Below are 14,953 nucleotides of genomic sequence, written 5' to 3' on the forward strand. Positions count from 1 at the left end.
GCGCAGGCCCCGTCCGGGGGGAGCTGCCTCGCCGCCGGCCTGCACGGCCGGACGCCCGGCGCCGCCTGAGGAGGGATGCGTGACCCCCGGCCCTGCTCCCGTCACCGACGGTGACCTCGACGCTGCGCTGTGGCGTCTGCTGGCCGCGAGCAGCCGGGACGACGCCGCTGCCTTCCGGACCGGGCTCGACGACGCCGAGGCCCGCCTCGCCGCGGCGGCCGACCCCGGCTGGGCGGCCTGGCGGCACGCGCTGGCCGCCCGGCGCGGGCTCCTCGACGGCGACCGGGACGCCACCGGAGCCGGGGTAGCCGCCGCCCGCGAGGCCCTGGGCTCCTGCCCGCCGTCGGCCTCGACGGCGCTGGTGCTGGCCTACCTCGCGCACCTCGAGGCCACCGCCGACCACCCCGACTCCGCGATGTTGCTCGCCGTCGACGCGAGCCTGCTCACCGAGCAGCTCGACCCGCCCGCCCCGGCCGCGGGCGAGCCCTCCCGCGCCCTCGCCCAGGCGCACCTGTGGCTCTCGCTCACCCTCACCGCGCTCGACCTCGAGGAGCTCGCCGTCGCCTCGGCCGAGCGCGGGCACCGGGTGGCCGCCGCGCTGCCCGACCTCACCGACCGCTGGCTGCTGCTGCGGCTGTGCGCCCAGCAGAACTGCGAGCTGGCCCAGACGCTGCGCCGCCGGGGCGAGGCCGACCGGGCGCGCGAGCTGGCCGGGACCGCGCTGGCCCGCGCCTCCGACGCCCGCGCGCTCGACGTCGACCCCGACGACGACGACCTCGACCTGCTCGACGTCGTCCAGGCGTGGGCCCTGGCCTGCCACGACGACCTCGACGACGCCCTCGGCCCGCTGCGCAGCGTGCAGCGGCGGGTGCACCGCAGCGGCAGCACGTGGCTGCGCGGCTACGCGGACCTGGCCCTGTCCCGGCTGCTCACCCGGCTGTCGCAGGCGCACACCGGCGGCGGGCACGGCGAGGAGGCCGCCGACCTGCTCGTCGGCGCCGCCGGGGCCTTCGCCGCCACCGCCGACCGGCGCCGCTACCGGCAGTGCCTGCTCGAGCTCGGCCAGGCCACCGCCGCCATGGGCCGCCCCGCCGAGGCGCTGCACTGGCTGGACGCCTACCGCGCCGAGACCGGCCGGGCGCACGCGCGCAGCCGGGAGCTGTGGGCCGAGATGTTCGTGCGCCAGAGCCGGCTGCGGGAGGTCGAGCGGCAGGCCGCCGTGCTGCGCCGGCACGCGCTGGAGGACCCGCTCACCGGGCTGGGCAACCGGCGCAGCGCCGAGCGCCGGCTGGCCGGGCTGCGGCTGGGCGCCGAGCCGCTGTCGCTGGCCGTCGTCGACGTCGACCGGTTCAAGGAGGTCAACGACGACACCTCGCACTCCCACGGCGACGAGGTGCTGCACCGGGTGGCCGCGCTGCTGCGCGAGCACAGCCGGGTCGGCGACGAGGTGTACCGCTGGGCCGGCGACGAGTTCCTCGTCGTGCTGCCGACGGCCACCCCGGCCCAGGCGCTGGCCGCCGCCGAGCGGCTGCGCGCGGCCGTGGCCGACGCCGACTGGGGCGACCTGTCCCTGAGCGAGCCGATCACCGTCAGCATCGGGGTGGCCACCGCGCCGGCCGGCGACGACGACGCCGCGGTCGGCTGGCGGTCGCTGTTCGACACCGCGGACCTGCACCTGTTCTCGGCCAAGCGCGGCGGGCGCAACCGGGTCCGCGCCCCCGGGCTGGTGGACGGCCCCGCGGAGGGGACCCCGTCGTGAGGGCGGGCCGCACCTGGGACGCCAGTGACGCGACGGACGACGCGACCGGCGCCACACGGCGCGCCGGGGCCCGGGCGCTCGCATCCCCGTCCGACGGCGTGCACAGTGCGCTGGTGCCACCGGGAGCCCTGCACCACCGGGTGACCGCCGCCCTCGCCAACTGGCAGCTCGACGACGCCGAGCGGCTGCTGTCGGTCGTCGACCCGTCCTCGCCGTACGAGGCCGGGTCCTCCGCGGCCGGGTCCTCCGGGGCCGGCGCCCGCGACGACGCGCCCTCCCTCGGCCGCGCCTGGGCCGACACCCTGCGCGCCGAGCTGCTGGTCCGCAGGCTGCGCGTCGCCGGGTTCACCCTCGTCGGCGAGCCGCTGGACGCACCGGAGGCGACCGAGTCCCTCGACCTGCACGCCGGCGTCGCCGACCTCCTCGACCGCGCCGCCGAGGGTCCCGCCGGCCGCGACGCCGGGGCCGGCGACCCGCGCTCGGAGTCCGCGTCGCACGCCGCCCTCGCCATCGCCCTCGTGCGCTCGGCGAAGGCCGCCTTCGACGCCACCGACGACGCCCTGCAGCGGGCCGCGGGTCTCGCCCGGCACGCCCGCATCGAGCTGCTCTCGCGCCGCATCGACGCGGCGATGGACGAGGCGGTCGAGGCGGCCAGCCTGCTCGACCCCGCCCTGCCGCCCGACGCGCTGCTCGTCGACACCCTGGGCACGCTGGCCGGCGTCCTCGCCGACCTCGAGCTGATGCCGCTGGCGCTGGACTACCAGCGCCGCGCGCTGGACGCGGCGGCCGCCGCCGCCGAGCAGGGCAGGCTCGGCCCCGGCGACGGCGATCCCGACGTGCTCGTCGCCGGCGCCGCCACCTGTCTGGGCGCGCTGTGCGCGGAGCTGGGCGAGGCGCTGCTCGACGACGGCGAGCCCGGGGCCGCCGTCCCGCACTTCGCCGAGAGCCGCCGGCTGGCCGAGCAGGCCCTGGCCCAGCTGCCGCCCGACGCCGACGGCCTGGTGTCCGCGCAGGTCGTGCACGGCTGGGCGCTGGTCGGGCTGGGCGAGCACGCCGCCGCCACCGGCCCGCTGCGGGCCGCCGTGCGGATCGCCAGCGCCGCCGGCGACCGCGCGCTGCTGGCCTCGGCCCTGCTCGCGCTCGGCCGGGCGCTGCGCCGCCAGGGCGACGGCCGCGGCGCCGACGAGCAGCTGGCCAAGGCGCTGGCACTGGCCACCGAGCACGGCCTGCCGCGGCTGCGCCGGTCCGCGCTGCGGGAGCTGTGCACGCTGCACGCCGAGCTCGACGACGCCGGCCGGGCGCTGCCCTACCTGCAGGCCTACCTCGCCGACGAGCTCGACCGGGTCGACGAGCGGCGCACCCGCTGGGTGGAGCTGTTCGGCCGGCGCAAGAGCCTGCTGGAGAACGAGCGCGCCGCCGGGCAGCTGCGCCGCCAGGCCTACGAGGACCCGCTCACCCACCTGCCCAACCGCCGCTACGCCGAGGCTCGGCTCGACGGGCTGCTCAGCGCGGGCACCACGCCGGCGCTCGCCGTCGTCGACGTCGACCGGTTCAAGTCCATCAACGACGCCGTCGGCCACCCCGGCGGGGACGCGGTGCTGCGCGCGGTCGCCGAGCTGCTGCTGGCCGGGTGCCGCGACACCGACGAGGTGTGCCGGTGGGCCGGTGACGAGTTCGTCGTCCTGCTGCCCGACACCACCGCCGAGCAGGCCGAGCGGGCGCTCGAGCGGATCCGCCGCGCCGTCGCCGCCCGCGACTGGACGGCGCTCGGGGTGACCGTGCCGGTGACGATCAGCGTCGGCATCGCCTCGGCCACCCGCGGCGACGACCGGCGCACGCTGTTCGCCGCCGCCGACGGCGTCCTCTACGACGCCAAGCGCAGCGGCCGCGACCGCGTCGTCCGTCTGTCGGCGGTCACCCAGACCCGGGCGCCCGACGCCCCGGCCGACCCCGCACCGCACGCGCCCGGGCGGGAGGCCCGCCCGGCCGCCGTCCGGGTCGGGCCCGTGCGGTCCGCGCCGCTGGACCCGGTGGGCGGCTTCGCCCCGCTGCTGGCCGACCCGCCGCTGTCGCTGGGCAGCCCGGGCCAGCCGGCGCTCGCCTCCCCGCCCGGCCCCGCGCCGCCGGCGGCACCGGCCCGCCCGGCGCCGGCCGAGCCCGACGTCATCTGGGGCGTGGGCCGCACCACCGAGCAGGTGCTCGCCCTCGTCCGCGAGACCCGGGCGGCGCACCCCGACCGGCCCGCGCTGGTGGTGCGGGCCAGCGCGGACACGCTGGTCGCGCTGGCCGGCGCCCACGACGGGTCCACCACGGTCGACGCCGCGGCGATGTCGGCCGCCGTCGGCCCGGTCCCCGAGCCGCGGGGCCGGGTCGGCGTCCTGTGCGCCGGCACGGCCGACGCCACGGTCGCCGCGGAGGCCGCCTTCGTCGCGCGGGTGACCGGCACCGAGGTCGTGCGCGTCGACGACGTCGGCGGCAGCCGGCTGCGGCCGCTGCTCACCGACCGCACCCTGCTCGACGACGTCGACTGCCTCGTCGTGGTCGCCGGCCTCGACGCCACGCTGGCGGCGACGGTGGGCGCGATGACCGACGTCCCGATCGTCGCGGTGCCCACCTCGACCGGGCAGCCGGGCTCCTTCGGCGGGTTCGGGGCGCTGCTGACGATGCTCAACTCGGCCTCGCCGGGCGTCGTGGTCAGCAACATCGACAACGGCCACGCCGCCGGCGTCTTCGCCGCCCGCATCGCCCGCCGCACCGCCCGCTAGCCACCGGCGGCAGGAATGGCCGTTCCTGCCGCCCGGGCCGGGGCCTTCGTCGCGCTAATGGCTGCTCACCCGGGCGGACAGGCCCAGGGCGACGACGGGGACGACGGCGAGGAACAGCACCGCGACGGCGGGCGCCGCCCCCAGCGCCCAGGCGCCGAACACCAGCAGCGCGCTGAGCTCGATGCCCAGGCCCGCGACCGACGTCACCGTGGCCCGCGCCGCGCCCGGCACCTGCTCTTGCAGCCGCGCCTCCCCCACCACCAGCACGGCGAGGTACAGGCCGTAGGACAGCGCGACGGCGGCCAGCGCCACGGCCGTCCCGGCCAGCGCCCCGGCCGCGAGCAGCACCGCGGACAGGGCGAGCAGCGCCGGCAGCGCCCGGGACGGCAGCCGCGCCAGCCGGCCGGCCAGTGCGGCGCCCGCCGCCCCCGCCAGCGCGACGACGAGGACCGCGGTGGGCACGAACTCCGTGGGCACGCCGCGGTCGCGCGCCATGACCGGGAAGTACTCCTCCAGCGCGTCGAGCCCGCCGAGCAGCGCGACGGCGACGACGGCCAGCCGCAGCGACGGCCGGCGCAGCGCCTCCGCCACGGCCGACCGCAGGCTCCCGCCCCCGTCCCCGTCGTCCACCGTGGGTGCGGTCTCGGGGAACCGGGTGGCCAGCGCCGCGGCCGCGAGGCAGACGCCCACGCTCACCCACCCGACCAGCGCGTAGCCGCCGGCCTCGACCAGCGCCCCGGCCAGCACCGCGGTGGGCACCTGCACGAGCAGCTCGGTGGCCGTCGTCGCGCCCCGGACGCGCACGAACGCGTCCTGCGCGCCGGCGGCGGCCAGGCCCTCGTAGACCAGCGCCTCGGCCGCGCCGGAGACCAGCGCGCCCCCGACGCCCCAGACGACGAAGCCGGCGGCGAAGCCGGGCAGCCCCGGTGCCACCGTCCAGACGACGAACCCGGCGGCCTCGAGGACCCCGGCCAGGACCAGCGCGCCGCGGCGCGACCAGCGGTCGGCCAGCACGCCGGTGGGCACCTCGGCGAGCAGGCCGGTGACCGACCACAGGGCGAACAGGCCCGACACCTGCGCCGCCGAGAGCCCGGTGTCGAGGAACAGCAGCGCGTACAGCGGGTAGACGGGAGCCAGCCCGGACAGCGCGGTCCAGGCCACGGCCAGGCGGGCCAGTGGCCGCGCGGCCGGGGGGAGGGCGATCCGGTCAGGGCGTCAACGGAACGGCACGGCACGACGGTAACGGGGCACACACCCGCGCGCACCGGGATTCCGCGTCCCCGTCGTCTAGGGTTGGCGCCCGAGAAGGGGAGTAGCCCCCCGTCCGCTGGTCGACATGCTGGCGCGTTCCCCCGGGAGCCGCCCGGTCAGCGGGCCCGCGCCCCGCGCGGGTGGGCGAGACCTTCGGCCGGAGCAGTCGTCGCGCTGCCGGTCGGAGGCACGCGCCCCCGCCCGGCCGCGCCGAGCGGAAGAGAGCACCCCGTGATCGTCCTGTCCGTCGTGGGAACGGCGTTCGCCCTCGTGCTGCCGGTCGAGCTGCCGGACAAGACGCTGTTCGCGAGCCTCGTCCTGGCCACCCGGTTCGCGCCGCTACCGGTGTTCGTGGGGGTCGGCACCGCGTTCGGCGTGCAGGTCGCCATCGCCGTCACCGCCGGCAGCCTGCTGTCCCTGCTGCCGGCGGCGCTGGTCAGCGGCGTCGTGGCGGTGCTCTTCCTCGTCGGCGCGGTGCTGCTGTGGCGCAGCGCGTCCGAGGGGCCCGAGGACGGCGGGGAGGCCGTCGAGACCCGGGAGCGGACGTCGTTCCTGCGCGCGGCCGCCGTCTCCTTCGGCGTGCTGTTCGCCGCGGAGTGGGGCGACCTGTCCCAGCTGGCCACCGCCGGCCTGGCCGCCCGCTTCGACGCGCCGCTGTCGGTCTTCGTCGGCGCCTGGGCGGCCCTGCTCACGGTGTCGGGGCTGGCGGTGTTCCTCGGCAGGACGCTGGCCGACCGGCTGCCGGTGGCGCTGATCCGCCGGGTGGCCGCGGTGCTGTTCGTCGTCTTCGCCGTGTTCGCCGTGGTGGAGACCGTCCGCGCCCTCACCTGATCGGGGGACCGCCCCGCCGCGGTCCTGCAGCCGGGCCGCGCGACGCCCGTTGCCTCTCCCATGACCGTCTCCACGGCCGCTGTCGGCACCCCGGCGGCACCGACCGAGCTCGACGTCCGGGACCTCGACCGGGACGCCGAGCTCGCCGCCGTCGTGCGCGTCGCCGCGGCCGTGGCCGGCGTGTCGTGCGCGACGGTCAACCTGCTCGACGCCTGCGAGCAGCACCAGGTCGCCCCACACGGCTTCCTCGGGTGCGCGTCGCCGCGGGAGGAGTCGCTCTGCGCGGGGATGGGCGCCGAGGGCCCGGGGACCCGGGTCCACGACGACCTCGCTGCCGATCCGCGCTGGGCGGGCAACCCCTGGGTGGACGGCCGGCGGGCGACCGTGCGGGCCTACGCCAGCGCGCCGCTGGTCGTCGACGGGGAGACCGTGGGGACGCTGTGCGTCTTCGACACGGCGCCACACGCCTTCGCCCCCGGCACCGGGGACCGGCTGGCCGACCTCGCGTCCGTCGTCGTCGCCCTCTTCCAGCGCCGCCGGCAGGCCCGCCAGCTCGCCGACCTGGCCGCCGCCAGCGCGGCCGCGCGCGACCAGGCCGAGGCCGCCGCCGGGCACGCCGCCCGCTCGGAGGCCTTCACCCGCGCGCTCCTGGAGTCGCTCCCCGTCGGCGTGGTGGCCGCCGACGCCGAGGGCCGGCTCACCCTGTTCAACCGGCTCGGCCGGGAGTGGCACGGCCTGCCCGAGCGGTACGCCGAGCGGGTCGAGGGCGCGCGCCTGACCGAGCAGGTCGTCGAGACCTTCGGCCTGCGCGCCCCGGACGGCCGCCGGCTGCGGCCGGAGGAGGTCCCGCTGGCCCGGGTCTACACCGAGGGCCGGGTCCGTGACGCCGACATGGCGATCGACCGTCCCGGACACCCCCTCCGGGTGCTGCGGGCCTCCGGCACCCCGGTGCTGGACGCCGCGGGCCGGCTCACCGGCGCCGTCGTCGCGATGATGGACGTCACCGCCCAGCGGGAACTGGAGGCCCGGCTGCGCGAGGCCGCCGCGCACGACGCCCTCACCGGGCTGCCCAACCGGGCGCTGCTGCTCGACCGGGTCGAGCAGGCGCTGCAGGTCCAGGCCCGCGACGGGCTGCCCGCCGCCCTGCTCTACTGCGACCTCGACGGCTTCAAGGACGTCAACGACACCCTCGGTCACGCCGCCGGTGACGCCGCCCTGCTGCGGATGGCCGCCGCGCTGCGGTCGGTGGTGCGCCCGGGTGACACCGTGGCCCGCATCGGCGGTGACGAGTTCGTCGTCCTGTGCACCGGCACCGCCACCGCGGCGGCCGCGCAGCGCCTGGTCGACCGCATCACCACCGCCCTCGCGACGCCGACCGACGGCGGCCGGCCGCTGCGCTCGAGCACCGGCGTGGCCCTGTCCCGGCGCGGCGACGACGCCGACAGCCTGCTCCGTCGCGCCGACGCGGCGATGTACGAGGTCAAGCGGTCCCGTCGCCCACCAGGGCCAGCCGCATGACCAGCGCGTCGACCTGCGCCTCGAGGTCGGGCCCCGGCCGGTCGACCCAGCCGGCCCAGAGCGTGACCAGGCCGTGCAGCGCCGTCCACACCAGCGTCGCGTCGACCCGGGGGTCGCGCGCGGCCGACCGGCCGGCCCGCACGCAGGCGTCGACGGCGGCGACCAGGACGTCGAACGCGGCGGCCCCGGCCGCTACCTGGCGGGAGCCGAACATCGCGCGGTAGCGGCCCGGCGCGGACAGCCCGCACCGCACGTAGGCGTGGCAGCCGGCCAGCAGCCGCTCGACGGGGTCGGGTACACCGTCGGTGGCCGCGCGGACCGCGGTCACGAGGTCGGCGAAGCCCTGCGCGACCACGGCGTCGAGGAGCACCCCGAGGTCGGCGAAGTGCCCGTAGACGGCGGGCGCGCTGACGCCGGCCTCGCGGGCGACCGCGCGCAGGGACACGGCCTCGACCGACCCGGTCCGCTCGACGAGGGCACCGGCGGCGGCGAGCAGGTCGGTGCGGAGGTCCCGGGGCACGCCGCCACTTTACAGGTGTGAACCGGCAGGCGTACGGTCGCTTTACACCTGTAAGGAGGCTCCCGTGCCCGTCATCCCCGACCTGCCGTGGACCACCCACCGGACGTTCGACGGCCCCGGCGTCGTCCTGCTCACCGAGCTCCGGCTGCGCCGCCTGCGCGACGTGCCCGCCTTCATGGCGACCTCGCTGACGATCCTGCGGCAGGTCTCCCGGTCCCCGGGCGCCCGCTCGGCACTGCTGCGCGCGCAGCCCCTGCGCCGGTACTTCGCCACCGTCTCGTGGTGGGACGACCAGACGACGATGCGGACGTTCGCGCGCACCGATCCGCACCGGACGGCGATGCGCCGCTGGGGGCCGCGGCTGTCCTCCTTCGGCAACCGGGCGCTCCCGGCCGCCGGGTCGATGCCCACCGTCGACGAGGCCCTCACCCAGGCCACCGCCCAGGCCCTCCCCACGGCGCCCGCGTCGACGGCGTGACCGGCGCGGCGGGGTGGCCGCGGAGTGGCACCATGGCCGGGGATGGACGCCGCCGTGGAGGTCACCGACCTGGTCAAGCGCTATCCCGGCCGTCCGGTCGACGCCGTCGCCGGGGTGAGCTTCACCGTCGAGCGCGGTGAGGTCTTCGGCCTGCTCGGTCCCAACGGCGCCGGCAAGACGACGACGATCGGCGTCCTCACCACCCGGGTGCTGCCCACCGGCGGAACGGCCCGCGTGGCCGGGGTCGACGTCGCGGCCGACCCGGTCACCGCGCGCAGCCGGCTGTCGGTGGTGCCCCAGCGCTCCAACCTCGACCGGTCGCTGACCGCGCGGCAGAACCTGGTCTTCCACGCCGCCTACCACGGCGTCGGGCGGGCCGAACGCAACCGCCGGGCCGACGACCTGCTCGACCGCCTGGGCCTCGGCGACCGCGGCGGCGACAAGGTGGACGACTACAGCGGGGGGATGGCGCAGCGGCTGCTCATCGCCCGCGCGCTGATGCACGCCCCGCAGGTGGTGTTCCTCGACGAGCCGAGCACCGGCCTGGACCCCCAGGCCCGGCTGTTCGTGTGGGAGCGGGTGCGCGAGCTGCGGGACGGCGGGGTGACCGTGGTGATCACCACGCACGACATGGACGAGGCGGCGGCGCTGGCCGACCGGGTCGGGATCATGGACCACGGCCGGCTGCTGGCGCTGGACACGCCCGCCGCGCTCACCCGCTCGCTGCCCGGCAGCGCCACCCTCGACGTCGACGTCGAGCGCGCCCCCGGGGACAGCGACGAGGCGGTGATCACGGCGCTCGCGGCGCTGCCGCAGGCCGAGCGGGTGGAGCCGGTCGCCGACGCCTCGGGCCTGCGGGCGCGGCTGTACCTCTCCTCCGACGCCGCGGGGACGGTCGGGCCGGTGTCGGAGGTGCTCACCGCCCGCGGCGCCCGGCTCACCGGCGTGCGGATCGGCGAGCCCAGCCTGGAGGACGTCTTCCTCAGCCTGACCGGACGGGAGCTGCGATGACCGCCGTCGAGACGCCACGGGTGACCGGCGCCGCCGCCCCCGCCCGGCCGAGCGTCGGGCGGGCGTTCACCGCGCTGCTGTGGCGCGACGTGTTCGTCACCGGCCGGGAGTTCGTCCCGTTCCTCCTGCAGGTGGTGCTGCAGCCGGTCTTCCTGCTGTTCGTCTTCGGCAAGGTGCTCGTCGAGCTCGGCTTCACCACCAGCGGCTACGCCGACGTGCTGCTGCCCGGCGTCGTATCGCTGGCCGCGTTCCTCACCGCCCTGCAGAACACCGCGTTCCCGCTGGTCATCGACTTCTCGTTCACCAAGGAGATCGAGGACCGGCTGCTGGCACCGCTGCCCACCGCGCTGGTCGCCGTCGAGAAGGTGGTGTTCGCGACCCTGCGCGCGCTGGTGGCGGCGGCGGTGATGTTCCCGATCGGGCTGTGGGTGCTGGGCTCGCTGCCGGTGACCTGGTCCGACGTCCCGGTGCTGGTCTTCTTCCTGGTGCTCGGCTCGCTGGTGGGCGCGGCGATCGGGATGACGCTGGGCACCTTCGTGAAGCCGAACCGGATCAACGTCGTCTTCGCCGTCGTCCTCACGCCGCTGCTGTTCACCGGCTCCACCCAGTTCCCGTGGCCGGCACTGGACCAGCTGCGCTGGTTCCAGGTGGTGTGCGCGCTCAACCCGCTGACCTACGTCAGCGAGGCGCTGCGCGCGCAGATGGCACCGCAGGTGCCGCACCTGTCCCTGACCGTGTGCGCGCTGGCGCTGACCGGCTTCCTGGCGGTGTTCGGCGTGCTCAGCCTGGTCGGCTTCCGCCGCCGCGCGCTGGACTAACGGTCCAGCCCACCCGACGCCGCCCACTCGGACAGGCGGCGCTCGGCCTCCTCGGGGCTGACGTCCTCGACCCGGGTCATGACCGCCCAGCGGTGCCCGAACGGGTCGTGGATCGAGGCGAACCGGTCGCCGGTGACGAAGGTGGCCGGCTCCTCGCGCACGGTGGCGCCGCGCTCGACGGCCGCGGCGAACACCGCGTCGACGTCGGGCACGTAGACGCAGGTCGAGCCGCTGACCCGGTCCTCGGCCTGCCTGCGAGGCGCGACCAGGCCGTACTGCGGGTCGGGGTCGCCCAGCTGCAGGCGGCCGGCGGGGAACTGCAGCTCCGCGTGCGCCACGGTGCCGTCGGGACCGTCCATCCGGCTGACCGTGGTGGCGCCGAAGACCTCCTCGTAGAAGCGGATGGCCTCGGCGGCGGGCGAACAGACGAGGAACGGGGTCAGGGTCGTGTAGCCGTCGGGCCGGCCGTCGGTGATCGCCATGTCCCCCACCCTGCCTACGCTCCAGCCGTGTCGTCTTGGAGGAACGCGACAGCCGATCCGACGACCCGCGGACTGCTGCGGCCGGCCGAGACCGCCCGGGTCGCCGGCCTGCGCCGCGAGGCCCCCGTCGCGCCGGCGCTGCAGCCGTTCGTGGAGCGGTACTGGTCGGTGTCCTGGGACCTGACGGGCCGCCCGCCGTACCGGTCGGAGGTGCTCAGCCACCCGAGCGTCAACCTGTCGGTCGAGACCGGCAGTGAGCCGCGGTTCGGCGTGGCGCTGCCGGCGGTCCTGGTGCACGGCGTCGTCCCGCGGCGGTTCGTCGTGGACCTGACCGGCACCGGCCGGGTGACCGCGGCGAAGTTCCGGCCCGGCGGCTGGGTGGCGACGGGCGGCCGCCCGCCGGCCCGCGGCACCGCCGTCCCGCTGTCCGGGCACCTCCCCGGCCTCGACGCCGCCGCGCTGCTCGCGGCCGTGCTCGCCGAGGAGGACGACGACGCCCGGGCCGCCGTCCTCGACGCCGCGCTCGCGCCGCTGGCGCCCGAACCGGCACCGGCCTACCTCGACCTGTCGGCGCTGCTCGAGCGGATGGCCGCGGACCGCGGGCTGGTGCGGGTCGACCAGGTCGCCGCGCTGGCCGGGGTGGGCGTGCGGTCCCTGCAGCGGCTGTTCGCCGGCTTCGTCGGGCTCTCCCCCAAGGCCGTGCTGGCGCGCTACCGGCTGCAGGACGCCGCGGCCGCCATCGACGGCGGCGAGGTGACCGACCTGGCCGGGCTCGCCGTCTCGCTCGGCTGGTTCGACCAGGCCCACTTCAGCCGCGACTTCCGGTCCGTCGTCGGGGTGACGCCGTCGGCCTACCTCGCCCGCGCCCGCGGCGGCTAGGGCAGCGTCGAGATCCAGTCGGCCAGCGCCCGGCCGATCGCGTGCGGCGAGTCCTCGGGGACGAAGTGCGCGCCGGGCACGGTCACCTCGGTGACCGAGGGCCACTTGCGGACCAGCGCCCGCTGCCGGCCGACCAGGATCGAGCCGGGCTCGGCGTTCAGGAACAGCTTCGGGACGGCGCTGGTGCGCAACCAGTACCCGTACCGGCCGACGACGTCGTGCACCGCCGGCGGGACGTTGTCCAGCGGGATCTGCCGCGGCCACTCCAGCGTGGGCCAGCGGTCCTCGCGCTCGCGGAAGGGCTGCCGGTAGCGCTCGTGCGCCTCGGGGGTGAGCCCGCGCAGGGTCGACGCCGGGAGGATCCGCTCGACGAAGACGTTCTTGTCCAGGATGACCGTCTCGCCGTCGTCGCCGCGCATGGTGCGGAAGATCTTCCGGGCGTCGGACGGCCAGTCGGCCCAGGTCATCGGGGTGACGATGGCCTCGGTGAAGGCCAGGCCGCGCACCGCCTCGGGGTGCGACCGCGCCCAGTCGAAGCCCAGCGCCGAGCCCCAGTCGTGCAGCACGAGGGTGACCCTCCGCTCCACGTCGAGCGCCTCGAGCAGGCCGGCCAGGTGCACGGCGTGCGTGGCGAAGGAGTAGGTGCCGGGCTGCGGGTCGGGCAGCTTGCCGGACTCCCCCATGCCGACCAGGTCCGGCGCGATGCAGCGGCCGAGGTGCTGCACCTGCGGGATGACGTTGCGCCACAGGTAGGACGACGTCGGGTTGCCGTGCAGGAAGACGATCGGGTCGCCCTCACCGACGTCGACGTAGGCCATCTCGGTGCCGCGGACGGTCACCCGCTGCCGGGGGAAGCGGTCCTCGGGCGAGACGTCGTCGTCCATGCCGCGATCCTCGCCCAGGGGCCGCCCGCGCGCCGTCCGGGGATCGCGCTTGACCCTGACGCGACGTCAGGCTGTGCACTCGTCGTCGTCAGGGAGGAGGGACCCGCGTGAACGATGGGATGAGCATCGGCGACACAGCCGCGCTGGCCGGAGTCACGGTGCGCACGCTGCACCACTACGACCGGATCGGCCTGCTGTCGCCGTCGGGCCGCACCGCGGCCGGGTACCGCCGGTACTCGGCGGCGGACCTGGACCGGCTGCACCAGGTGCTGCTCTACCGCGAGCTCGGGTTCCCCCTCGAGGAGGTCGCGACCCTGCTGGACGACCCGTCCGCCGACCCCGCCGAGCACCTGCGCCGGCAGCACCGGCTGCTGCGGGACCGGCTGGAGCGCACGCAGGCGATGGTCGCGGCCGTCGAGAAGGAGATGGAGGCGAGACAGATGGGGATCTCACTGACCCCGCAGGAGCGGTTCGAGGTGTTCGGCGAGCACGACCCGGAGCAGTACGAAGCCGAGGTGCAGGAGCGCTGGGGCGACACCGACGCCTACCGCGAGTCCTCGCGGCGCAGCGCGGCCTACACCAAGGAGGACTGGCTGCGGATCAAGGCCGAGGGCGAGGACCTGATGCGGCGGATGGCCGAGGCGCTGCGTGCCGGTGTGGCACCCGACTCGGCGCCGGCGATGGACCTCGCCGAGGAGCACCGGCAGCAGATCACGCGGGACTTCTACGACTGCCCGCCGGAGATGCACGCGTCGCTGGGCCGGATGTACGTCGAGGACGAGCGGTTCACCGCCACCTACGAGGCCGTGGCGCCGGGCCTCGCGCAGTGGGTGAGCACCGCCGTCCAGGCCAACGCCGCCCGCCAGGGCTGACCCGCGCTCCGGTGCGGCAGGAGTGGCCGTTCCTGCCGCACCGGGCGCGGTCACACGCGGACGAGGACCTCGCCGTGCAGCATGCCCAGCCAGCCGTCGTCCGCGGCGGCCCAGCGCAGCCACGCGGCGGCGAGCCCCTCGAGCTCGTCCCGCGTGGCCAGCCCGTAGGCGAGGGCCTGCTCGGCGAAGGCGGACGCCGTCGCCCGGCCCGCCCAGGAGCGGCCCCACCACTCCCGCTCGGCCGCCGACGCGTAGCACCACGACGACGCCGACGCGGCGACGTCGCGCAGTCCCGCCGCGTGCGCCCAGGCGGGCAGCCGGCGGCCGGCGTCGGGTTCGGCGCCGTTGGCCCGCGCCACGCGCCCGTACAGGTCCAGCCAGCGGTCCAGGCCCGGGTCGGCGGGGAACCACGTGGTGGCGGCGTAGTCCACGTCGCGGACGGCGATCAGCCCGCCGGGGCGGCACACGCGCGCCATCTCGCGCAGGGCGGCGACCGGGTCGGTGAGGTGCTGCAGCACCTGGTGGGCGTGCACGACGTCGACGGAGTCGTCGGGCAGGTCGAGCGCGTACACGTCGCCGACGGTGAAGGTCACCGCGACGCCCTCCCGCCCGGCGAGGTCCCGCGCCTCGTCGAGCGGGTCGGGCGAGACGTCGAGGCCGAGCACGCGCCCGGGAGCCACCCGGCGGGCGAGGTCGACGGTGATCGTCCCCGGCCCGCACCCGACGTCGAGCAGGTCGAGGCCTGGCCGCAGGTGCGGCAGCAGGTACGCGGCGGAGTTCTCGGCGGTCCGCCAGCGGTGCGACTGCAGGACCGGCTCGGCGTGCCCGTGCGTGTAGGTGTCCACGTCGGCATCCTGCTCCTGCCGTCCCATCCAGCGGAACGGC

General features: G+C 77.0%; 14 protein-coding genes. 9 read left to right on the forward strand and 5 right to left on the reverse strand.

Going from position 1 to position 14,953, the window contains the following annotated elements; genetic code table 11:
- The first annotated feature begins 79 nt into the window (after positions 1-79).
- Together HLV61_RS12670 and HLV61_RS12675 are read left to right on the forward strand one after the other, a co-directional pair.
- The gene (locus HLV61_RS12670; protein WP_369255888.1) at positions 80-1,759 is read left to right on the forward strand and encodes a GGDEF domain-containing protein; all 1,680 of its coding nucleotides are present in this window, start codon (positions 80-82) and stop codon (positions 1,757-1,759) included.
- 113 nt (positions 1,760-1,872) lie between these two features.
- A complete protein-coding gene (locus HLV61_RS12675) occupies positions 1,873-4,524 on the forward strand; it encodes a diguanylate cyclase domain-containing protein (protein WP_369255890.1) in 2,652 nt (883 codons plus the stop codon).
- Between the two features lie 54 nt (positions 4,525-4,578).
- On the opposite strand, the gene HLV61_RS12680 is transcribed toward HLV61_RS12675, so the two are convergent.
- Complete coding sequence (locus tag HLV61_RS12680) at positions 4,579-5,685, reverse strand: MFS transporter (RefSeq protein ID WP_369255892.1); 1,107 nt, start codon at positions 5,683-5,685, stop codon at positions 4,579-4,581.
- A 321-nt stretch (positions 5,686-6,006) separates the two neighbouring features.
- On the opposite strand from HLV61_RS12680, the gene HLV61_RS12685 reads away from it, so the two are divergent.
- Positions 6,007-6,606 (forward strand): TMEM165/GDT1 family protein, encoded by a 600-nt coding sequence (locus tag HLV61_RS12685; RefSeq protein WP_369255894.1) that lies wholly within the window; start codon positions 6,007-6,009, stop codon positions 6,604-6,606.
- Positions 6,607-6,666: 60 nt separating this feature from the next.
- Positions 6,667-8,124, forward strand: a complete 1,458-nt coding sequence (locus tag HLV61_RS12690; RefSeq protein WP_369255896.1) for a diguanylate cyclase domain-containing protein — start codon at positions 6,667-6,669, stop codon at positions 8,122-8,124.
- Here HLV61_RS12690 and HLV61_RS12695 read toward each other — a convergent pair.
- Positions 8,087-8,644, reverse strand: coding sequence for a TetR/AcrR family transcriptional regulator (locus HLV61_RS12695; protein ID WP_369255898.1), 558 nt, complete (start codon positions 8,642-8,644; stop codon positions 8,087-8,089). The genes HLV61_RS12690 and HLV61_RS12695 overlap by 38 nt on opposite strands.
- A gap of 64 nt (positions 8,645-8,708) precedes the next feature.
- On the opposite strand from HLV61_RS12695, the gene HLV61_RS12700 reads away from it, so the two are divergent.
- From HLV61_RS12700 to HLV61_RS12710, 3 genes are read left to right on the forward strand one after another with little or no spacing between them, the layout of a single operon-like run.
- Positions 8,709-9,122 (forward strand): hypothetical protein, encoded by a 414-nt coding sequence (locus HLV61_RS12700; RefSeq protein WP_369255900.1) that lies wholly within the window; start codon positions 8,709-8,711, stop codon positions 9,120-9,122.
- A 42-nt stretch (positions 9,123-9,164) separates the two neighbouring features.
- Positions 9,165-10,133, forward strand: coding sequence for an ABC transporter ATP-binding protein (locus tag HLV61_RS12705; RefSeq protein WP_369255902.1), 969 nt, complete (start codon positions 9,165-9,167; stop codon positions 10,131-10,133).
- Positions 10,130-10,951 carry an ABC transporter permease gene (locus HLV61_RS12710; RefSeq protein WP_369255904.1) on the forward strand — a complete coding sequence of 274 codons (822 nt, stop codon included), beginning with the start codon at positions 10,130-10,132 and terminating at the stop codon, positions 10,949-10,951. Before HLV61_RS12705 ends, HLV61_RS12710 begins: the two co-directional genes overlap by 4 nt.
- On the opposite strand, the gene HLV61_RS12715 is transcribed toward HLV61_RS12710, so the two are convergent.
- A complete protein-coding gene (locus HLV61_RS12715; protein WP_369255906.1) occupies positions 10,948-11,433 on the reverse strand; it encodes a VOC family protein in 486 nt (161 codons plus the stop codon). The genes HLV61_RS12710 and HLV61_RS12715 overlap by 4 nt on opposite strands.
- 27 nt (positions 11,434-11,460) lie before the next feature.
- On the opposite strand from HLV61_RS12715, the gene HLV61_RS12720 reads away from it, so the two are divergent.
- Positions 11,461-12,312: a helix-turn-helix domain-containing protein gene (locus HLV61_RS12720; protein ID WP_369255908.1), complete on the forward strand. Its 852-nt coding sequence runs from the start codon at positions 11,461-11,463 to the stop codon at positions 12,310-12,312.
- On the opposite strand, the gene HLV61_RS12725 is transcribed toward HLV61_RS12720, so the two are convergent.
- The gene (locus HLV61_RS12725; RefSeq protein ID WP_369255910.1) at positions 12,309-13,196 is read right to left on the reverse strand and encodes a haloalkane dehalogenase; all 888 of its coding nucleotides are present in this window, start codon (positions 13,194-13,196) and stop codon (positions 12,309-12,311) included. The two genes, HLV61_RS12720 and HLV61_RS12725, sit on opposite strands and share 4 nt — an antisense overlap.
- A 107-nt stretch (positions 13,197-13,303) precedes the next feature.
- Between HLV61_RS12725 and HLV61_RS12730 the strand changes: the two genes are divergently transcribed.
- Positions 13,304-14,068 carry a MerR family transcriptional regulator gene (locus tag HLV61_RS12730; RefSeq protein ID WP_369255912.1) on the forward strand — a complete coding sequence of 255 codons (765 nt, stop codon included), beginning with the start codon at positions 13,304-13,306 and terminating at the stop codon, positions 14,066-14,068.
- A 50-nt stretch (positions 14,069-14,118) separates the two neighbouring features.
- Here the strand turns inward: HLV61_RS12730 and HLV61_RS12735 are convergent, their stop codons facing one another.
- Positions 14,119-14,913, reverse strand: a complete 795-nt coding sequence (locus HLV61_RS12735) for a methyltransferase domain-containing protein (RefSeq protein ID WP_369255914.1) — start codon at positions 14,911-14,913, stop codon at positions 14,119-14,121.
- Positions 14,914-14,953 lie beyond the last annotated feature (40 nt).

The organism is Geodermatophilus amargosae (assembly GCF_041028265.1).
GTDB lineage: Bacteria > Actinomycetota > Actinomycetes > Mycobacteriales > Geodermatophilaceae > Geodermatophilus > Geodermatophilus amargosae_A.